This is a genomic window from Nocardia sp. NPDC058666 (genome assembly GCF_042714895.1).
GTDB lineage: Bacteria > Actinomycetota > Actinomycetes > Mycobacteriales > Mycobacteriaceae > Nocardia.
Map to the genome: position 1 here is coordinate 324284 of NZ_JBHXRY010000004.1, position 19580 is coordinate 343863.

Sequence of the window (19580 nt, forward strand, 5' to 3'; positions counted from 1 at the left end):
CTGGGGGTGCGGTGGCAAGCCCAAACCCTCGACGCCGATGACGGCGCACTGCCCGGCCTGACCAGAGCCGGGCTGGTTCGCAGCGTCCGCACCCCGGAGTTCGACGGCATCACCTTTCACGAAGTGCTGTGCAAGAGCGCGCTGAACAAGATGCCCGAGAGTTCAGCGCTGCCGTTCCGCTGGACGATCAACCCGATGCGCGGCTGCTCGCACGCCTGCCGCTACTGCTTCGCGCGGGGCAGTCACGAATATCTGGGCTTGGATGCGGGCGAGGATTTCGATTCCGAGATCGTGGTGAAAACCAATATCGCCGCGGTGTTGCGCCGCGAACTGGGGCGCCGTTCGTGGCAGCGCGAGGCCGTGGCACTGGGCACCAACACCGACCCGTATCAGCGCGCCGAGGGCCGATATCGCTTGATGCCCGGCATCATTCGCGCGCTGTCGGATTCGGGCACCCCGTTCTCGATTCTCACCAAGGGCCCGCTGCTGCGCCGCGATCTCCCCCTGCTCGTCGAAGCGGCCCGCCAGGTGGAAATCAGTGTCGCGGTGTCGATCGCCATCCTGGACCCGGATCTGCACCACAGCCTCGAACCCGGCACCCCCGAACCCCGTGCACGCCTTGACCTGGTCCGCGCGCTGTCCGACGCGGGCTTCACCGTCCACGTCATGGCCGCCCCGATCATCCCGTGCCTCACCGACAGCCGGGCCCACCTGGAAGCCCTGTTCGCCGCGATCGCCGATGCGGGTGCGACCAGCGCCATGGCGTTCCCCATGCACCTGCGTGGTCCCACCCGCGACTGGTTCCTCACCTGGCTGGCGGAGCAACACCCGGCCCTCATGCGCCGCTACCGCCAGCTGTACCCCCGCGGCGGCAATGTCACTGCGCTGTACCGCGATTGGTTACGCGATCGGGTGAACCCGCTGCTGACTCAGTACAGCCTCCGTCAAACCCAGGGCCGCACAACCCCTCCGGCACCGCGTCCACAACCCATCGACACCCAACTGGCCCTGTTCGGCTGAACACAGCTCAAGTCAGCGCGGCGACTTCGGAATCGGTGAGCACGACCGGCGAGACGGCGTCCTTGCCGCGCACCGACTGCACCGCCCGATACAACGGGCGTTCGTCGAGACCGGCGTCGCGGGCTTCGGCGCGCAACTGCCCGACCAGCACTTCGGAGATGGCGATGGCGGCGACCAATTCGCTCGAGGACAGGGCATCGGCGAGTTTGCGCAGCGCCAACAGGTGCAGTTCGCGGCCACTGCCCACGTCGGTGTACATCGCCAGCGGAACGATCTGCGTGTCCGCGTCGGCGGTGACCTTCAAAACGATGCGGCTGAGCCTGCCCGGGTAGACCTGCAGCTGCACACCGGTGGCGTGCGCGAGGTCGACGGTGTTCTCGCCGAACAGTCGGTGCGCGCGGATCACGGTGCCGCTCAACCACATTCGACGACGCTGGAACGCGAAGACATAGGCGACGGTCGGCAGGGCCACGACCAGTCCGATCGCGATGGCGTACGGCCAGCTCAGCCACACCGCCGACAGCAGCGTGGCCCCGACACCGACGCCGAGCGCGGCCAGCGAGAGCTTGCGCAACATCGGCGCGAAGACCTCGGGCGCGACCAGGTCGATGCCCACCGGTTCCGTTGCCGCCGACTGCCCGTCCACGATGTCCTCTCCACCTTCACCGGCCCGCCCGGTGTGAGGCGCGGTCAGATTACCGCGCCCCACCGACACGCTCACGCCCACGCGAGAGCTGTCGACTCAGCCGCCCAGTGCCTCGCGCAACACCGCGACCACGCCGTCGAGCGGCACGGACCGCTGATCGCCGGTCGCCATTTCCTTGACCCCGATCGTGTTCTCGGCCAGGTCCCGATCACCGAGCACGAGCGTGTACTTCGCCCCCGAACGATCGGCGCCCTTCATCGCGCCCTTCATGCCACGCCCGCCGTAGGCCAGGTCGACGCTGATATCGGCGGCCCGCAGCTGTCCGGCCAGCGCGACCATCTTCGCCTTGGCTTCGTCACCCAGCGCCACACCGTAGACCTGGCAGCGCGCCGGGTCGGCCGCGGACTTGCCTTCCGCGGCCAGCGCCAGCACGGTCCGGTCGACACCGATGCCGAACCCGATGCCCGACAACGGCTGTCCACCCAGTTCGGCCATCAGCCCGTCGTAGCGCCCGCCGCCGCCGATGCCCGACTGCGCGCCGAGCTGGTCGTGCACGAATTCGAACGTGGTCTTGGTGTAGTAGTCCAGTCCGCGCACCATCCGCGGATTCACCACGTAGGGCACGCCGAGCGCGTCCAGGTGGGCGAGCACCTCGTCGAAGTGGGCTTTCGCCGATTCGGACAGGTGGTCGATCATCAGCGGCGCGTTCGCGGTCAGCTCGCGCACTTCGGGACGTTTGTCGTCGAGCACGCGCAGCGGATTGATCTCGGCGCGACGCTGGGTTTCCTCGTCGAGGGGCAGCCCACGCAGGAATTCCTGCAGCAGTTCGCGGTACTGCGGGCGGCAGGTCTCATCGCCCAGCGAAGTGATCTCGAGGCGGAAGCCGTCCAGGCCCAGCGACCGGAATCCGGCGTCGGCGATCGCGATGACTTCGGCGTCCAGTGCCGGGTCGTCGATGCCGATGGCCTCGATGCCGACCTGCTGCAGCTGCCGGTAGCGACCGGCCTGCGGACGTTCGTAGCGGAAGAACGGCCCGGCGTAGCACAGCTTCACCGGCAGCTGGCCGCTCTTGTCGAGGCCGTGCTGGATCACCGCGCGCATGACACCGGCAGTGCCTTCGGGGCGCAGCGTGAAGCTCTCGCCGTTGCGGTCGGCGAAGGTCCACATCTCCTTGCTGACCACGTCGGTCGATTCGCCCACACCCCGCGCGAACAGCGCGGTTTGTTCGAATACCGGCAGCTCTACATGCCCGTATCCCGCAAGTCGGGCGGCGTGGATCAAGCCGTCGCGCACGGCGACGAACTCGGCCGAATTCGGGGGCAGGTAGTCCGGGACACCCTTCGGGGCGGTGAAGCTGCTGGTCTTCGTCACGATGGTCCAGTTTTCCCCACGGACACCCTCGGCGTCCAACCGGTTACCCTCTAACCGAACCTGACGACACGGGAGGAACGCGGTAGTGCCGAGTAACGAACAGCGACGGGCGGCGGCCAAGCGCAAGCTGGAGCGCCAGCTGGCACGACGGGCCGAGCAGGAGAAGAAGCGCAAGCGCTTGACGATCGCGGGCTCGGTACTGGGTGTGATCGTGGTCGCCGCAGCCGTGACCGGGGTGTACTTCCTCACCAAGGGCGACGACAGCGCGTCCACGAACGCCGAGTCGTCCTCGGCGGTGCCCACGACCGCGTTCGTGAACACGCCCCTGGACATCCCCGGCCCGCCGCCGGCCGCCGCGAAGCCCGCGAGCGTGGACTGCGGTTACCCGGCAGGCCAGGAGCCGCCCGCCAAGCCCGTCACGGTGCCCGCGAAGATCTCGGTGGCCACCGACGGTCCCGAAGTGAAGGTGGCCATCGATTCCACCCAGGGCCCGATCGGCTTGTCGCTCAACAGCGCCGCGGCCCCGTGCACGGTCAACTCCTTCGTGAGCCTGGCCGAACAGGGCTACTTCGACAAGACCAGCTGCCATCGCATCGTGGCCACGGCCGGTTTCGGCATCCTGCAGTGCGGCGACCCGGCCGCCACCGGCATGGGTGGCCCCGGCTACAGCTTCGACAACGAATACCCCACCGACCTGTACCCCGCGGGTGATCCCGCCCTGCAGACGCCGGTGAACTACAAGCGCGGCGTGGTCGCCATGGCCAACGCGGGCTCCACGCCCGAAGGCAAGGGCACCAACGGAAGTCAGTTCTTCCTGGTGTTCGGTGACACGCAGCTGCCGCCGAACTACACCATTTTCGGCACCATCGACGAAGCCGGCCTTGCCACCTTGGACAAGGTCGCGGGCGGCGGCGTGAAGGGCGGCGCCGAAGACGGCGGCCCGGCCATCCCGATCTCGTTCACCACCGTCAAGGTGGGCTGACACCGCTTTTCGACCAGGTCACGGACCGGACACCCATGTGGTGCCCGGTCCGTTTCCGGTTTTCGGGCTCTGACGTGCAAAGAAGATCATCAGAGGCTAGGCAACCCTACAATTCGTCCGGGTTACCGGCCCCTCACCGGCATATTCGTCGCCGCCACTCCGCCCAACCAGTCATCGCACCGTGTCCTGCGCGCGGTAGGGTCAGATATCCACTTCCACAGCAGCATCGGGAGCAGTCATGGCGGAACTCGACGACATCGGCAGCGAAACCGCATCCATGATGCGGACCATGCTGCAAATGGCCACGCTGGTGGCACTCAAGTCGCGTGAACACGGTCAGAAAGAGGCCGAGACTCGCGCGAAGGCGATCGAGGCCAAGATGAAGGAAGCGCGCGAGTTGCAGATTCGCGAGGCGCGGGATCTGAAGGCCAAGGATCCGCGGAATATGGAACTGGTGCGAATGATGACGATCGGTTCGCGGGGAATCGAGGCACGCGGGATCGAATCGCGCGGGATCGAATCGCGGAGCCCCGAGTCACGGAGTCCCGAGTCGCGGGGCGTAAACCTCAGTAGGGATTCCGGCTATTCGGGACGTTCGACCTCCGGCGGCGGCGGGTACGACTCTGCAGAGCGACGCTCTGCGATCGCCGCTCACCTCCAGCGCGCCGGGGTCGGCCCCGAGCTCACCCAGGTGCGTCTTCTGATGGAGATGGGCCAGGGAGTTTCACCCGACGAGGCGATTCGAATGCGCGAAGCCGCCGACCGCGCACAACTTGCCAGGCAACGCGTTATCGAGGCTCGCGGGATCGAACCGCGCCTGCGCGGCAACTGACTTCAGCTATTTGCGCGAATCCCGGCGTCACCACCGGGATTCGCGCACCCGAGTCAGATGGTGGGCCTTCCCTTTTCCCAGACCCGTAGCACTTCAGGATCCGAGAACTGTCCCTCCGGCGGCTCGGTCAGCGGCAACGGGTCGAGCATCTTCTTATGACCGTTGCGAACACTGCAATATTTGAACGGCCCGCGCGGATCGAATAGTTTCGCCATATGCGGGTCGGCGTGATCGAGAAACCATACGCTGATTCCCGGTCCGCCCTGCCGACGGTAGTGTTCCCACGCCTGCCACAGAGCGTGCAAACGGATCGCAGCCTCCGGGTGCCGCCACCACTCCAGGCACCACACGGTGTCGCTGATATCGGTAACCTGCCTGCTGTAGACCTGGCTGAGGTACTCGTCCACGAACTCGATCACACTCGGGTAGCCGTTCGCGATATCGGCCGTTTTCCGAACTTCCTGGCTTGAATATTCCTGACTCACAGCGGCTTCACCTCTTCGACTTCGCCGATCTCTTCCGGCGGAACGGACTTAGACAGCGACGGCGAACCAAATATGTCGTCGATGCGTGTCTTGCGGGCAGGGTCATTGTCTGCGATCGAGGCGCGAACAGCCGGCTCGTACTCAGTTTCCCACCACGGCACCGTGCGAACGAGCACGGCTGGTTGCCCGGACGTGAATACCACCGCTCGGCCACGCGGCAACGTCGACAACCCCTGTGCGGTAAATGTCACCGATGAACTGAGCGAACGCGAGTAGCTCTTGCTGTTGCCGGACTGGGACACCGACTGCGAAATCGCGTCGTATTCCCCGATCGCCTCGGAGCGGTCACGCAGAAATCCCATGTCGTCTACACCGCTACCGAGCACCTTGATATTCGCAGCCGACCACAGTGCGGCCATCCCCGCTTCACCCCAGCACCGCGCGCCCTGCGCCCACGACTGCAGCACAGTCATCACCACAATGCCGCGCGATCCGAAGTGGCTGTACTGCTTGGGCAGATCCTTCCAACGCACGACGTTCGCAGCCTCGTCGAGGACCGCCAGCAGAGGAATGGGGAGCCGTCCGCCGCTGCATCGGACAGCTTTCCGCATCGCGACATCAATGACGGCCTCGGTCAGCGCGCTGACCAGCGGTGCCGCCGATCCGCGGCCTTCGAGAGAGAGGCTGTACAAGGTGCCATTTCGTTCGATGAACTCGAGCTCGTCGAACTCTGCGCGATCACCGCCCCTTGTCACCCACGGGTGGACGTTGGTGAGCTGCAAGCAACGGATCATCTTCTTCGCGGTGCCGAATACGCCGTCTCGCGTTCGTTGATCAGCGTTGTATTGCATAGCCATACCCGATGCCGTGAAGTTGTGCCCGGCGTCGCGCAAAAGTTTGATCGCTTCGCCATCTTGGTAGTTCGTCACCCATTCCCACACCTGGGTGATCGGTTTGCCTGCGAGGGCTGCGGCCAGGAACAGGCCTGCCAGAAGATCTTCCGCTTCTGGATCGAAGAAGACGTCCTCTCCTTCAGTACCTACCTCGCTATCCGCGAAATGGCCCGCGAGCCTTGCCGCACGCATCTCACAGCCTTCTTTCCGCGCATCCACCCATTTCAGCGGATCCCAGAACCAGGTCGGGCGTTCGTCAGCTACACCCTGCGGATCGAATACAAAGGTCGAGCTACCTTTGTTCTCACGCACGTTGCGAGTCGCGTCGACCACGTCGCGTTTGTTCGAGGTGACCAGCACGGGTCCAATCGCGGTCAGGATCGCCGGGATAACCCGCGAGCTAGATTTGCCCTGTCGCGGACCCCAGATGTCTACATGGAGATCCTCGTAGGAGCCGTACAACTGAGCGCCATCAGCAACATTGACGCCGATCGGGACGCCGGGTGAATCGTTAGTGCCCAGCTTCATTCCGAGGTCAGCCGCTTTCTCCCGAACGCCAGCCTCGGTGATCGCAGCGATCGCATTTCCACTGCCCATGTAATCCGCTTTGTCGTCAACCGACAACCGCCCTGCCCCGGCCCGCTTCTTCAACTGCTTGCGGATCACGAAATACGCAACCACGGCAGCGATCACCAGCAACACGATCACCGTCGACGCACGCGGCCACTGCAACTTCCCCCGCGCCAGGTCGGCGACCACCGCGATCGGGTTCGCCGGAATGTTCTGTGGCACAACAGCCAACGCATTACCCAGGTGTAAGGCAGCCGCCAACGTACCGAGCGTGGCAAACCCGAACACGATCATGATCAACGTCGTGTCGGGTCCGATCGCGGCCGGGTCCGTCACCTTCTTCTTCGCCACGGGGTGCCTCCTTGTGGACGTGGTGGGTGGGTGGTCAGCGGAATGCGTCGAGGCGCCAGCCTTGCGGCGTGTGCACCACGGTCGCGATGACCGTGCTCGGCGGTAGGGCTTCGGTGCGTCCGTTGGGGTAGACGACCGTTTGTTCGATGCCGATCTTGTATTGCGCGACAGCGGGATCCGCGGTAGCGGGGGCCGGTTCGCCCGAGGCGAAGGTGAACGCTTCCACGTGCGCTTTCGCCTTGCCCCAGTCGGCCCATTGCAGTGACGGTTTCGGGGTGTCGGTGGCCCCGATCGATGTGTCGAGCATACGTATCATGCTGGGCCCCAGCCATTTTCGCGCGCGTTGGAGCGAGGAGCCGGGTTGTTCGGTGGTGGGGTTCCAGGTGAAGATCTCGCGCAGGGCGACTACGGCGACGCCGTCGGGTGTGGTCGGGTCGACGGCGGCTTCGAGCAGGCGGGTGGTGGAGGTGATCTGGGTGCGCGTGGGTTCGGCGGTGTCGCCACCGCAGGCGGGTACCGCGAGTGCGACAGCCACGAGCATCACCGCCGGGGTTGTGCGGATTCGTGTTCTCTCCCACCAGGTTATCGCTGGTCGCGTGCTCACAACACCCTCCTCGCCCGCGCGTCGCCGGGCACCGCCATCTCTGTGACGCCGCCACCTCCGCTGGTCGGGGGCACCGACTGGATCATCTGCCCGTTGCCCGTGTAGATCCCGACTTGTGTGGGTCCTTGGCGTCCGAATCCACTGAACACCAGATCGCCCACCGCCGCCTTCGCGATCGGGATTTCCCGTCCGGCTTCCCATTGCTGTTCGGCGGTGCGCGGCAACGACACAGCCCCCGAGGATGCGGCGAACACCGCGGCGGCGGTCAATCCGGGCCCGTCGAATCCGCCACCGCTGGGCCCTTGCGGACCGCCGCCACCCCACACGTAGGGCGTGCCGAGCCAGTCGTGGGCGGCTTCGACGATCTGTTCACCGTCGGTGCCTTCGCCTGGAGTGAACCGGCCCTGTGCGCCGGGTGCGCGGTATTGCGGTTCCATCGACAAGATATTGGTGACGTACGGCCGGGTTTCGGAGAAGTGCGCCGCGTACTGATTCGGCATACCCCCCGAGGTCAGCACCGCACCCTCACCGGCGTTGTAGCCGGCCAGGGTGAGCGCGGCCAGGTCCCCGGACACACGCCCGGTACTGAGCCAGCCAGCGATCTTGTGGGCGATCGCGCACATGTACCGGGCTTGGCCGATGATCGCGTCGCCGTCGTCCCACACGCTGGCGGTGCCGTTGCCGTCGGCGTCGATGATGTACGGCTTGCCGTCGTCGGGATTGATGCTCACCGCCGTGCCGGGTAGGAACTGGGCCAGGCCTTGCGCGCCCGCGGGCGAGGTGAGGCCGCGCCGGAACCCGGACTCCTGCTTGGCTTGCGCGGCCAGCAGCGACGAGGAGATCTCCGGGCAGACCGTGCCCGCGCGCCGGTACCAGATCTCGAGTTCGGCGGGCACCTTTCCGTCGGCCAATGCCCCACCGGCGCTGCCGAATCCGCGCACACAGTTGGGGTCGCTCGAAAATGCCCGTGCACCACCGACATCGGGGGTGGGTGCGCCGTCCAGCCAGGGCATCGGGTCGATCTGACGACCACCGGTGAACCGACCGCCGGGCACGATCTCGAAATGCAAGTGGGGGCCCGAGGATTCGCCCGCCGAGCCGACCATGCCGATGGGCTGACCAGCGGTGACGGTCTGGCCGGTGCGCACTTTCACGCCCGCGTCCCACATGTGGCCGTAGACCGCGGAGTAGGCGCGCCCGTTGGTGTCCACGGCGTCGACCACGATCCAGTTGCCGAAACCCGAAGCGGCACCGGCTGCTACGACGCGCCCGTCGGACACGGAGTAGATCGTGGTCCCGTCGGCCGCGGCCATGTCGATACCCTTGTGGTCGCCGCCACGCGAGCCGAACACGTCGGAGATGGTGAAGGTGCCGATCTCCATCGGCATGGTGCGACGCAACGGGCCGACACCGGCGGCCAGCGACGGCGTGCCGGTGACAGACGGATTCTGTGATGGGACAACCGAACTGGTCGCTCCCGCGCGGTGGTCGCCGCCCAGTTGCGGCAGGGTGGGCACCGCCGACCCGTTCAGCACGTCGTCGGTCTCGCAGCTGTCATCCGAGGAGGGCAGCACGATCACCATCACCAGTGCCACCAAACCGATGACGGCACCGATCGTGGTCAACATCATCGTGCGGACGTTCACCGGCCGCCTCCCCGCGTTCCGCGCCGGGCGTCGGCTCGAGCGCCGTCCGCCGCGGCGCTGGTCATGTGCGGCGCCGGGACTCGTTGAGCGTGTCGGCGAGCGTGCGGTTCATTTCCGCGGCGGCGGCCAGCTGTTGTTGCAGCAGCGCCACTTTGCGGCGCAGCGCGGTGGCGTCGAGGCGGTCCAGGCTGGGGTCCTGGGTGGCGCGGACCCAGTTGCGCACCGAATTGGCGTGCACGCCGATCTGTTCGGCGACCATGCGGCAGGCCTCGGATTCGCTGCGCAGTTTGTCGGTGAGCGCGACCACCTGGGCGACGGCGGCATTGCGCACCTCGGGCGAGACCCGACGGTAGGACCGGTGCGGCATCATTGATCACTCCCGTTCGTGTAATCCGGTGTGCCCCTTGGGTTGTCACCGAACTCGCTGAACCGCTGATTCGTGTCGTGGATTCCGCTTTCCCGCTCCGACACCGTGAACTCCATGTGGAAGGGAATACCGGGCCGACGATCTTCGCCGACCTTCAACAAGAACTTGCCGGTGCCCGGCGGCGACGGTCGCTGCTGGCCGGGTTTGAGCGCCTCACCGGTAAGGGCTTGCGGCGCAGACCAACTGGTGACCATCTCCTGCTCGGCGGAGGTGAACGGCACCGTGGAGTCGAGCCTGCTGATCTCCTCGGCGGGCAGCGCCCCGAAGATCTTGGCGCGCGCGCGTTCCAGGAAGCCGATGGCCTTGGCGATCGCGGCGTCCGAGCCCAGTGCCTGCAGGTCCTTGATGGTGTGGCTGATCATGATCAGCGCGGTCGCCAGGCCGCGCTGCAGGCGGGTCAGTTCGTCGACGCGGTCGACCATGAAGTCGCCCAGCCCCAGCACCTGCCACAGCTCGTCCATCACCACCTGGAAGTAGCGTTGCGGGCCCAGATCGGCGTCGGCGAGCACGTGCGCGGCCTCCACCGACGCGAAACCGTCGGCCCAGCAGGCCAGCATGACCGCGGCTTTGAGTTTCTTGTCGCCGCTGGGGATGTGCGAGACGTCGATGCAGACCGCGACGGCGCTGGTGTCGATGGGCACGCTGGTCTGGCCGTTGAAGATAGCACCGAAGGGGCCCTGGGTGAGCGCGCGCAGTGATCGGCGCAGGCCCTTGATGGCGTTCTGGTATTCGTCGGTGTTGTCCGCGCCGGCGTCGAGCATCATTTCCGCGCCGCCGTCGACGATCACCTCGAGGAGGTTCTCCATGATCGGCGGTTTGTCGGGGGTGAAGCCGCCGGGCTGGTAGAGGATGCGCAGCGCGGTGGCGATGAGCGTTTCCTCGAAGTCGGCCACGCGCGCACCGCGCACCAGTTCCACCAGGCCGGCGATCAGCGTCACCTGCCGGGCGCGCAGGTCTTGCAGCACCTGACGTTGCAGTGCGGGTTTGTCTTCCAGTCGCGGCACGACCGAACCGAGCACGCCCGCGGCGAGGGGGTTGAGCTTGCCGTGCCCGTAGCCGAGGTCGATCACCTGGCCGCCGACCAGTTCGACCATCTTGCGGTAGTCGGGTTTCACGTCGGCCAGGATCAGCGGGGTGATGCCCTGGGCGATGCCGCCGAGCACGATCCGGCGCACCAGCGAGGATTTGCCGAAACCGTTGAGACCCAACACGAAAAGGCTCGGCGCGGTGATGAAACTGCCGCGCATGAACCAGTTCATCGGATCGAAGCAGACCGGGGCGCCGGTGTGCAGGTGGGAACCGAGCGGGGTGCCGATCAGTGGCGCACCGGCACCGACGGACCACGGCCACAGACCCGCGACCTGGGCGGTGGTGGCCCGGTACTCGACCGGGCGGCCGACCACGTTCATCTTGCCGCCACCCGCACCCGAATAACCACGGTCAGTCAATTCCGCTGTGGTGCGGTCGAATCCGTCCTTGACCACGGCCTCACTGCGGGCGTTGGCATTGTTGCGGCGCAGGTCGTCGGTGTGAATGCGGAACGTCGCCCAGGCCGCGCGCAGACCCGACTGTTCGCGCGCGATCATCTCGTAACGGGCGCGGGTCGCGTCGTCGAGCAGCGACGGACCCGACTGCGAACGCCGGTCCGGCTTGGTCGATTTCGCCGACCGCCCCGACCCCATCGCCCGATCGGCGGCCTCGTCGGGCCGCACCGGACGAACAGCCTTCGCGGGCCGCTTCTTCTTCACCTTCGGCGGGGCCTGCTTGGGCCGACGCTTCGGTTCCCCTTGCGGCCGTTCCTGTTCCAACCGCGGCCCATGATCCTGCTCACGTAACCCACGCTGCGCCCTGGCCGCCCGCTCGGCCTCGGGACGCGGCCGCCGAGTCCGCCGCTCCCCTGTGCCTTCGCCGCCACGCACGCGCTCGCCGCCACGCGCACGACCCGGCTCGTCGCCGCGGCGTCGAACCGGGTCATCCTCGCGCAAACCGCGGGCAGCGTTGTCTCGTGACCACTGTGCATCGTCTTCGCGCGGCCGACGCGCCTCATCCTCACGAGTCCGCGGCGGCTGCTCGCCACGGGGTCTGGTCGGCCGACCTCGATCCGAACGCTGGTCCTCACGCGACCTGCGGGGTTGTTCCTCGGGCGTGCGTGATCCCCGCGCCGAGCTTTCTCGCTCGTCGCGTTCGGTGCGCTCGTCGAGGTCGAGCACGTCGTCGCTCACGCGCGGCGCGCTGCCCGTTGGTCGTGGCTGTTCGCCGCGGATGCGCGGCGGCCGGTGGATCGGGCGCAACGCGACGTCGTCGCGGTCGCGCACCGGGGGTTCGTAGTCGCGTCCCATGGTCGCCTCACCCCGCCAATGCCTTCGGAATGGTTGCGTGTTCGGGCAGGATCACGCCGCAACCAAGAGAGGCCGCGAACGCCGCGGACTGGTAGCGGTAACAGCGCCGGATCTTGAGCCGGGCTTGGGTGGACAGGTCTCGAGTGATGGCTTCGATGCGGGGCAGGTCGCCGCGCAGCGGTTCGGTGATGGTGACCAGCGCGCCGAAGCGGGTGACACCGTGTCCGCGGGCCTGTTCCTCACGGGCCTGCTGGGTCGCGCCGACTCGCAGCGTCGCCGCCGCCGAGACCACACCGCGCTCGCTCTGCTGCGCGACGAGGGCGTTCTTGAAGTCGTCGTCGACGATCTCGGCGGCGTCGGCGGCGGAGTGCGGCCGGTAGACGATCGCGATGCGTTTGCGTGGCACTTCGGGATTGGGCGCGAGCAGTCGCTGCAATACCCGCTCGTCCACGGCGCCTTCGGGCGCCGCGTCCATCTCCCAAGTCACCGAGCGCCCACCGTCGTGGATCAGGTGATCCCACTTCTCGTCATAGGAGACCGGACCCGCGTCGTCCCAGCCGAGACCGTGCCCGCCGGGATCGGCCGCGGCCACTTCGAGATCGGCCTGCGAGGCCGGGTCGTAACTGCGGCGGATGAACGAGATGACCTCTTCGGCCGACATCGGCTGCGCCCGCACGCCCGCCTCGGCCAGCGCCGCGCAGATACCGGGCAGCCTGCGCCCGATCTCCACGGCCTCCTCGGCCGGGTTCTTGCGACGCTCGGCAGTGGTGGCCTTGAACGTGATCGCCACCCGAGGCAGCAATTGCACCCGCTCCTGCGGTAATTCCGTCGCCAGCTCGTACATCACCTGCTGCGCCAGTTCGGGCGCTTCGGGCCGGGTGATGGTGGAAACCTCGTTGAGCAACCGGTTTCCGGTCTCGGGCACCGTGTCGATCACCGGCACCACCGCCACGATGTCACTGGTCTGCCCGACCGAGGCGAGGAACGTGCCCCAGGCCGCGACCCAGCGGTCGATCACCGGCTGGTCGACGGCCTCGTGTCCCTGCGGCCAGGCCCGCAACACCACCGTGTACTGCGCGAACGCGGGCAGATGGATCATCCCGAAGTGGTAGCCACCGGCGTCGATGCCTTCGTACAGCTTCGACGGCGCGAGCAGCCCTGGCAATTTCGTGACGCCGCCGGGAATCCGGGAGAACCGGCCACCGCGGTACACGTGCTCGCCGTTCTTGCGCGAGCGCCTCCAGTTGAACATCATCAGTCCCGTCTCATAGCCCGATCGGCCGCCCGTGCGCCACACCAGGGGCACCATCACCAGCGCGCCGAGCCCGCCGACGATGAAGCCCCATTTGAATCCACCGACCATCGCGCAGATCAGTGCCGTGATCACCACGACGAAACCGATCACGGTCTCTTCCCAGCGCAGCCCGAAAAGGCCCGCGCTGCGCGGTTTCTGCCACAGCCCGTACGAGCGGCGCTCGTAGGTGTCTGTCGGTGAGGTCGTCATCGCGGAATTGTGCTCCTGCCCAGGTCGGGTGAACGATTCGCCCAGCGGTCACCGGCGACGTCGCCCATGGTTTGATCCGAGCGGGTGGCCCCACCGGCCGCGGTGCGCGCGGCGACCACATTGCGGGCCCCCGCCGGTACCGAGCCGGAACTGGCTGCCGGGGGCGCCGCCGCACCACCACCACCGCCTCCGCCGCCGCCGCGTGGTGGCGGTGTCGGTCGCGGCCCACCACCGGGCCTGCCCGCGCCACCGGCACCCGATCCACCGGCGAAGTATCCCGCCGATCCGGGCGCGGCGACCGGCCGCGACGCAACGGCTTTCGTACCGATGGCACCCAACGCCATCGCGCCCAGACCTACACCGCCGGCCACCACCAGACCCGAACCACCCTGACCGACCGTGGCCACCGCCGGTGCGACCAACCGCATCAGCGCGGGCAACACGAACGCAACACTGCACAGCAGCACCAACGCCACCAGCATCCGCTGCGCGTCCTCGCCACTGGGCAAACCGCCCGACTGCGTGGTCTCGTCGACGTGCCCCGCGGTGGTGAACGCGATCATGTACACGATCGCGGCCACCGGTTTGAACAGCATGAACGCGATGATCCAGCCGACCAGTTTCTGATACGACTGCTTACCGGTCCCGGTAGCCGACGCCGCGGCCGCCAACGGCAACACACCCGCCGCGACCACCAGCAGACCCTGCCGCACGATGGCCAACACGATCTGCGCGAGCGCACCGAGCAGCCCGACGATCGCGATGATCAACACCAAACCGGGCGAAAACGCCTGTAGTTTCGAGGTTTTCACCATCAACTCGGCCATGTTCTTGGCATTGCCGCCGGTGGCGTCGGAGATGATCCACTCGGAGAACTTGTCCGAGGCGCGAGTGCCCGCCACGATCACCGCCCCCAGCATCCACGAGCTGAACACCACTCGGGCGAACAGCCGGAACGATTCCGCGGCCTCGCTGACCGCCGCCCCGCGTCTGGCTTCGGCCAACCGGCCGCCGGTGATGATCACCGAGGCGATCAACAGCAATATCTGTATTTGATAGGTGTAGTCGTTGATCTTGGTGAACAGTTCCCCCGAGTTGCTCACCGCCTCGTTGGGCACCTTCATCCAGAAGGTCAACGCCAGGATCAGCGCCTCGCCCAGGCCCTTCATCAGCGAGTCGACGACCTTGCCGAAGGTGGAGTCCCACGCCTTGTCCTTGACCGCGGTGGCCGCGTCGCCGGGATGGGAGGCCGCGTTGCCCGCCTTGCAGACCGCCGAAGCCGCGTCGCCCAGGGAGATGCCGGGGATGGCGACGCCGTCGAGGGTGTCGTGCAGTTCGTTGCACGCCTCGTCGAAGCCGTAGGTCTGGCCCATGGCCACGGTCGGTGTGGCGAGCATGACGGTGAAGACCACCGCGAAGATGGTGAAGATCCGCCTCAGCATTGATTGCACCCCTGCATGATTCGCGCGGCTTCGATCCGGGCTGTGCTTGTCCACGATGGTCACCATGTCGTCCACCCCGTCAGCGTTTCCACGTATTCGGTCTGCGCATTGGTCGTGGTGGACGGTTTCAACCGCCAGTCACCGTCGTCCCACACCACGATCATCCGCATGGCGGCGTAGGTCTGTTTGCCGCCCAGCACCGGGCCGCGCGAGGCCAGCCGCACGATCGCCAGGTCGTCGGCGTAGTCGTCGATTTTGAACGCGTCGGAGGCCACGAAGTAGCGAGTCACCTTCTCCGGTTGCTGTTTCGGCAGCCGGTCACCCGACAGCGCCGAGTCGTAGGCGGCCAATTGTGCTGTGCTGACCCGTAATTGGTTCACATACAGGTCACGATCGGCCGGGCGCGCGTTGAGCCGATAGGTGATCTGCGCGGCGGCAAGCGCCGCACCCTGCGGGGTGTGCGCGTACCCGACGGCCAGTCCGTCTTCGATGCGGGTCGGGCCGTCGGAGGTGGAGAACGGGACCGACGCGCCGTAGACACGCTGCCACCCATGCGGTTTCGTGGTGCCCTCCGGCGCGGCGGTCAGCCAATCCGGGTCCGCGGCGGTACGTTGCGTACCCGGTTGCTGGGCCAACGGCTGGCCCGCCGGATTGTTCGGAATATCGACCCGCCTGCCCAGCAAGTCGACATCGGGTTCGGCAAAACCTGTACCGCCCGCGGCTTGAGCGGGCGGGGGCGCACTGTCGACCTCGGTGTCACCACCGCGGGTGAAGTACACCACCGCGCCCGCGACCAGGATCAGCGCGAGTAAGGCACCGGAGGCGATCATGCCGAAGGAAGCGCGGTCGCGCGTGCCCGGCTCCTTCTCGCTCACTGCGGTCCCTCCGATATCACGATGTCGTGCGGTCGTTCAGTAATTTTGTAACCCAACAATTTTCGCACCGCGGCCACCCTGCCCCACCGCGGTCGCGGGCCAACTCATGCCGGCAGGAAAGCCAGCGCGATCGCCGACGCGGTACTGGCTACCGAGGCGCCGATCAGACTCATCAAGATGCCGTGCGAGGCATCGTTGACGGCCAGGTCGCTGCGGAACGCGATCCACAGTCGACCCGCCGCCAGGATCATCCAGGCCAGGCACATCAACAGCACGAACCACAGCAACCAGTTCAGCAGCTGCATGATCGGCGCCAACACCTCGGCCGGGAGCTGTTTATAGGCGAGCACAGTGATCACTAACCGATGACCGCACTCATGATCGTGCCGGCGCTGGTGGCCACGACGCCGCCGATCATGGCGCCCGCCACCATCTTCGGCGACTCGAGCCCACCACCGGTCCAGCGCTCCCACGCGAATTTACCGCCCGCGTAGGTGATGCCGCAGATGCCCGACAGCAGCACGAACCAGGTGAGGTAGCGCACCAGCTGCAGGATCTTTTCCGAGCCGGGGGGAGCTTCCGGGGTCGGATTTCCGACCTGGGCCAGCACGGTGCCGTACGTGTCCTGCACGGCGAGGAGGAGCATGCTCATCGGGTGCCTTTCTCCCACTGTAAAGGTGTTGTGCCGCAAACACTTCGACGCCGACACACGTTTGTACACCACCGACCGGATTCCCGCCCGGCGTTCATGATCGACTCTCGCCGCTACCGGGCGCACCGAGACTTGCCCGGATCGCGGCGACCACATCGGTTCCGAGCTCACCGATTTCCAGAGGCACTTCGTCGAGCGGGTCGGTGCGGCGTTTCTTGACCGCCACCTCGTCGCCCGGCGTCCACACCGGCAGCGCGTCCGATTCCACCAGGGTCCATTCCTCGAACCATGGCACCTGCCAGACGTGTCCGGCCAGCGAGCCGACCACGTCGCGGTAGCGCCGGATCTCCGGTGGCATCCGACCCGGGCGCGCGGCGACGGTGATCAGACCCAAAACCAGTGCCGGACCGGCTAGTCCGGCGTGGTGCTGGCGCAGCAGGTCGTGCGCGCGAGTGAGACCGGAGATGGTTTCCCTGGCGACCAGCACGACGTAGGGCGATTCGCGATCGAACACCCCGGGCCAGCGGCCGCGCGCGTCGGCGGCGGGTGCCAGCACGTGCGACAGTGTGGTCGCGCCCGCGCCACCGTGCACGCCCAGCAACCACACCAGTGGCGCCCGGCCGACCCCCGGCACCGGGCGTTCCCAGATCTTGGCGCGCAGCGACTCTGGCGGCGCGACTACACCGGCGGGGGCGTCCGGTTCACGACGACGACGAAGATTCATGGCTGCCGTCATGATGCCACCCCGGCCAGCAGGTCCGCATATGCCGAACGGGTCGCGGTGGCCAGCTCGCTGTGGCGCACGAGCTCGCCGCGCGCGAGGTGCGGGTCGTACGGGATCTCCACGACCTCGCGCACCCAGCCCGACAGGTGTTCGCGCAAATGCTCGGCTACTCGGGAGTCATCGTGCGAATACTGGTGCGAGACAACGATAGTGGTGTCGGCCACCACGCCCGCGCCGTCGTCGCCGTAGTGGTCGTCGAGCCATTCCAGGGTCACCCGCAGGCGGTTGGCCGCGTCCACGCGCGCCGGAATGGTCAGTACCAGGGCGATATCGGCGTCGTCGAGCAGGGGGCGCAGTTGCCGTCCGGCTATCGGATTGCCGCCGTCGTAGACCGCCGTATACCCGCCGGAGTCCAAAGTCCTTGCCACAGTGAGATATGTCGCGCGCCGACGCAGCGGGGTCGCGTCGCGCCACAGCAGGCCGAAACCGGAGGTCGAGCGCGACAGGCAGTCTTCCAGCGGGGCGGGTTCGTCGTCGCCGCGGCCGTAGACCCACGACTGCAGGTTCACCGGGTGCAGGTGTTTGTCCGCGCCACGCAACGCGATATCGCTGCCGGCGGCGGTCGCGTCCACGGCCACGGTCGTCGCGCCCACGGCGGCCAGTTCCGCGGCCAGGCCGAGCACGGTCGTTGTCGTGCCGGCACCGCCGCAGCCGCCGACCACCAGGATCGGCCTGCGGGTGCCGTCGCGGCGTTCCCCGTTCTTGCGCCGTAACCGCACCACCGGGGCCGGATCACGCACCGGATCATCGGCCCCGTCCGGGGCCTCGTCGAGCCATCGGCTCCAGTCGTCTGTCATCGCTTCTCCTTACCCTGCCGCGATGCCCGTGATGAGCGTGCGATCGCCGACCTGCGCTGTGCGCACCGACTGCTTGGTGTAGGTCGCCGGTGCGCCCGCGGGCCGAAACTCGGTGACCTCCACGGTGAACCGGTCAGCCGCGACAGTAGTGATCCGCACGCAATGGGTGGTGCCCACCGGGATGGTGTCGATGCCGCGCTGGATCACCGCGGCGGGCGACACGTCGGCGTCGGGGGTGACCACCGCACGGGCTTGCGCACCCGATCGGGTCACGTAATAGGCGTGCTGGAAGGCCAGTACCGCATCGGGACCGGAGTCGGTGCCGCCCGCTTCGGCGCTGCGGACCACGGTGTCGGTGCGTTCGGTCGGGCACTGCCCGGCGGGGTCGGCGGTCAGGTTGCCCGCGGTGAAATGCAGGGGCGAGTCCGCGTGGCGGGCGGTGGTGGTGCCGCCGCGGCCGAACAGCAGGAAGGCCACGCCGGTCGCGGCGACCACGAGCACCAGCACCGAGATCGCGAGAACGACCCAGGCGCGGTGGCGTTTCCGGTTCGCGCGCAGAGCGCCGGAGGGTTCCAGGACTCGGGCGTCGTCGTATTCGTCGGCGGCGTCGGGCCAGGGGAATTGGACGAGGTTCGCGTCGTAGTCGTCGTCGGTGGCGGGTGCGGGGTCGGCGACCCAGTCCGACCAGCCGCCGGTGTAGTCGCTGCGGCGGTCGGCCAGCTGGGCGGGGGGTGCGGGGAGCGGTTCGGGTTCGGCCTGCTGTGCGGGTTCGACCGGGATCGGCTGCTTGTCGTAGTCGAGGGCGTCGATGTCCACGGACTGGCTTGTCGTGTCATCGAACTCGGCCACGTGCTGGAACGGTTCGATCTTCGCCTTCGACTCGTGCTCGAGATTGCCTACCGCGTCGGGCTGGAACAGTTCCGTCTTCGCCTTCGACTCGGGATGCTCTACGGCGTCGGGCTGAAAGTCCAGGGTCAGGCTGAACGGTTCGGCGGCATCGTCGGGCTGCTCGTCGCCGGCCACCGGGTCGGTGGTGTCCCCGCGCGCGGGGTCGTCGGGCTGGGTCTGCGGCTCCAGGGCCGAGTACCAGCGCGACAATTCGTTGTACGACTTCAACATTCCCCCCTTTCCACGGCGCCGGGCACAGTTCGCATCGAAGACCTCTCGGTGATCAGTTCACAGAGAACGGACAGGTGGAGGTGCGGTGGTGAAGGGTGTCGCGGCAGGCGGAGTCGTCGCGCCGCCGGATTGAGGCGCCATCGGCTCCTGTCCCGAACCGAAATTGTCCCCCACCACGGCGTGCGGATGTTGTAGACGCGCCGCCAGGGCTCGGAAAAATTCCCAAACCGCGCGAGTCGGA

Annotated in this window: 19 protein-coding genes; 3 read left to right on the forward strand and 16 right to left on the reverse strand. The window is 67.2% G+C overall.

The features are described from left to right. The first annotated feature begins 6 nt into the window (after positions 1-6). A complete protein-coding gene (locus tag ACFWVD_RS13170) occupies positions 7-1020 on the forward strand; it encodes an Rv2578c family radical SAM protein (protein WP_379242268.1) in 1014 nt (337 codons plus the stop codon). Between the two features lie 7 nt (positions 1021-1027). On the opposite strand, the gene ACFWVD_RS13175 is transcribed toward ACFWVD_RS13170, so the two are convergent. Together ACFWVD_RS13175 and hisS are read right to left on the reverse strand one after the other, a co-directional pair. Then, a complete protein-coding gene (locus tag ACFWVD_RS13175) occupies positions 1028-1666 on the reverse strand; it encodes a hypothetical protein (RefSeq protein ID WP_379242269.1) in 639 nt (212 codons plus the stop codon). Positions 1667-1762: 96 nt separating this feature from the next. After that, positions 1763-3037, reverse strand: coding sequence for a histidine--tRNA ligase (gene hisS / locus ACFWVD_RS13180; RefSeq protein WP_379242270.1), 1275 nt, complete (start codon positions 3035-3037; stop codon positions 1763-1765). Between the two features lie 85 nt (positions 3038-3122). Between hisS and ACFWVD_RS13185 the strand changes: the two genes are divergently transcribed. Both ACFWVD_RS13185 and ACFWVD_RS13190 read left to right on the forward strand, forming a co-directional pair. Next, positions 3123-4019, forward strand: a complete 897-nt coding sequence (locus ACFWVD_RS13185; RefSeq protein WP_379242271.1) for a peptidylprolyl isomerase — start codon at positions 3123-3125, stop codon at positions 4017-4019. A 238-nt stretch (positions 4020-4257) separates the two neighbouring features. After that, positions 4258-4851, forward strand: a complete 594-nt coding sequence (locus tag ACFWVD_RS13190; RefSeq protein ID WP_379242272.1) for a hypothetical protein — start codon at positions 4258-4260, stop codon at positions 4849-4851. 53 nt (positions 4852-4904) lie between these two features. Here ACFWVD_RS13190 and ACFWVD_RS13195 read toward each other — a convergent pair whose 3' ends face one another. From ACFWVD_RS13195 to ACFWVD_RS13260, 14 genes are all read right to left on the reverse strand, one after another. Then, entirely contained in the window at positions 4905-5336 is a 432-nt protein-coding gene (locus ACFWVD_RS13195) for a DUF4913 domain-containing protein (RefSeq protein ID WP_379242273.1), read from the reverse strand. Beyond that, on the reverse strand, positions 5333-7150 hold the full coding sequence (locus tag ACFWVD_RS13200; RefSeq protein WP_379242274.1) for a TraM recognition domain-containing protein: 1818 nt from the start codon (positions 7148-7150) through the stop codon (positions 5333-5335). Before ACFWVD_RS13200 ends, ACFWVD_RS13195 begins: the two co-directional genes overlap by 4 nt. Positions 7151-7184: 34 nt before the next feature. Further along, on the reverse strand, positions 7185-7754 hold the full coding sequence (locus tag ACFWVD_RS13205) for a hypothetical protein (protein WP_379242275.1): 570 nt from the start codon (positions 7752-7754) through the stop codon (positions 7185-7187). Continuing rightward, positions 7751-9400 (reverse strand): peptidoglycan DD-metalloendopeptidase family protein, encoded by a 1650-nt coding sequence (locus ACFWVD_RS13210; protein WP_379242276.1) that lies wholly within the window; start codon positions 9398-9400, stop codon positions 7751-7753. The genes ACFWVD_RS13205 and ACFWVD_RS13210 overlap by 4 nt, the downstream gene beginning before the upstream one ends. A gap of 61 nt (positions 9401-9461) precedes the next feature. Next, a complete protein-coding gene (locus ACFWVD_RS13215; protein WP_062982964.1) occupies positions 9462-9770 on the reverse strand; it encodes a transposase in 309 nt (102 codons plus the stop codon). Next, positions 9767-12166 carry a hypothetical protein gene (locus ACFWVD_RS13220; protein WP_379242277.1) on the reverse strand — a complete coding sequence of 800 codons (2400 nt, stop codon included), beginning with the start codon at positions 12164-12166 and terminating at the stop codon, positions 9767-9769. Before ACFWVD_RS13220 ends, ACFWVD_RS13215 begins: the two co-directional genes overlap by 4 nt. A 7-nt stretch (positions 12167-12173) precedes the next feature. Continuing rightward, entirely contained in the window at positions 12174-13670 is a 1497-nt protein-coding gene (locus tag ACFWVD_RS13225; protein WP_379242278.1) for an SCO6880 family protein, read from the reverse strand. Next, positions 13667-15112 (reverse strand): hypothetical protein, encoded by a 1446-nt coding sequence (locus ACFWVD_RS13230; protein ID WP_379242279.1) that lies wholly within the window; start codon positions 15110-15112, stop codon positions 13667-13669. Before ACFWVD_RS13230 ends, ACFWVD_RS13225 begins: the two co-directional genes overlap by 4 nt. A gap of 59 nt (positions 15113-15171) precedes the next feature. Further along, positions 15172-15987, reverse strand: a complete 816-nt coding sequence (locus ACFWVD_RS13235) for a hypothetical protein (protein WP_379242280.1) — start codon at positions 15985-15987, stop codon at positions 15172-15174. A gap of 104 nt (positions 15988-16091) precedes the next feature. After that, the gene (locus ACFWVD_RS13240) at positions 16092-16346 is read right to left on the reverse strand and encodes a hypothetical protein (protein WP_379242281.1); all 255 of its coding nucleotides are present in this window, start codon (positions 16344-16346) and stop codon (positions 16092-16094) included. Further along, entirely contained in the window at positions 16346-16639 is a 294-nt protein-coding gene (locus tag ACFWVD_RS13245) for a hypothetical protein (RefSeq protein ID WP_056815437.1), read from the reverse strand. The genes ACFWVD_RS13240 and ACFWVD_RS13245 overlap by 1 nt, the downstream gene beginning before the upstream one ends. A 94-nt stretch (positions 16640-16733) precedes the next feature. Then, complete coding sequence (locus ACFWVD_RS13250) at positions 16734-17375, reverse strand: hypothetical protein (protein WP_379242282.1); 642 nt, start codon at positions 17373-17375, stop codon at positions 16734-16736. Beyond that, a complete protein-coding gene (locus ACFWVD_RS13255) occupies positions 17372-18220 on the reverse strand; it encodes a MinD/ParA family protein (protein WP_379242283.1) in 849 nt (282 codons plus the stop codon). Before ACFWVD_RS13255 ends, ACFWVD_RS13250 begins: the two co-directional genes overlap by 4 nt. A gap of 9 nt (positions 18221-18229) precedes the next feature. Then, positions 18230-19339 carry a hypothetical protein gene (locus tag ACFWVD_RS13260; RefSeq protein WP_379242284.1) on the reverse strand — a complete coding sequence of 370 codons (1110 nt, stop codon included), beginning with the start codon at positions 19337-19339 and terminating at the stop codon, positions 18230-18232. Positions 19340-19580 lie beyond the last annotated feature (241 nt).

What these genes read in the sequence shown, in the direction of transcription:
- ACFWVD_RS13190 (WP_379242272.1), top strand. Translation starts at nt 4,258, where the DNA reads ATGGCGGAACTCGACGACATCGGCAGCGAAACCGCATCCATGATGCGG.
- ACFWVD_RS13230 (WP_379242279.1), bottom strand. Translation starts at nt 15,112, where the DNA reads ATGCTGAGGCGGATCTTCACCATCTTCGCGGTGGTCTTCACCGTCATG.
- ACFWVD_RS13225 (WP_379242278.1), bottom strand. Translation starts at nt 13,670, where the DNA reads ATGACGACCTCACCGACAGACACCTACGAGCGCCGCTCGTACGGGCTG.
- ACFWVD_RS13255 (WP_379242283.1), bottom strand. Translation starts at nt 18,220, where the DNA reads ATGACAGACGACTGGAGCCGATGGCTCGACGAGGCCCCGGACGGGGCC.
- ACFWVD_RS13215 (WP_062982964.1), bottom strand. Translation starts at nt 9,770, where the DNA reads ATGATGCCGCACCGGTCCTACCGTCGGGTCTCGCCCGAGGTGCGCAAT.
- ACFWVD_RS13250 (WP_379242282.1), bottom strand. Translation starts at nt 17,375, where the DNA reads ATGACGGCAGCCATGAATCTTCGTCGTCGTCGTGAACCGGACGCCCCC.
- ACFWVD_RS13260 (WP_379242284.1), bottom strand. Translation starts at nt 19,339, where the DNA reads ATGTTGAAGTCGTACAACGAATTGTCGCGCTGGTACTCGGCCCTGGAG.
- ACFWVD_RS13245 (WP_056815437.1), bottom strand. Translation starts at nt 16,639, where the DNA reads ATGAGCATGCTCCTCCTCGCCGTGCAGGACACGTACGGCACCGTGCTG.
- ACFWVD_RS13220 (WP_379242277.1), bottom strand. Translation starts at nt 12,166, where the DNA reads ATGGGACGCGACTACGAACCCCCGGTGCGCGACCGCGACGACGTCGCG.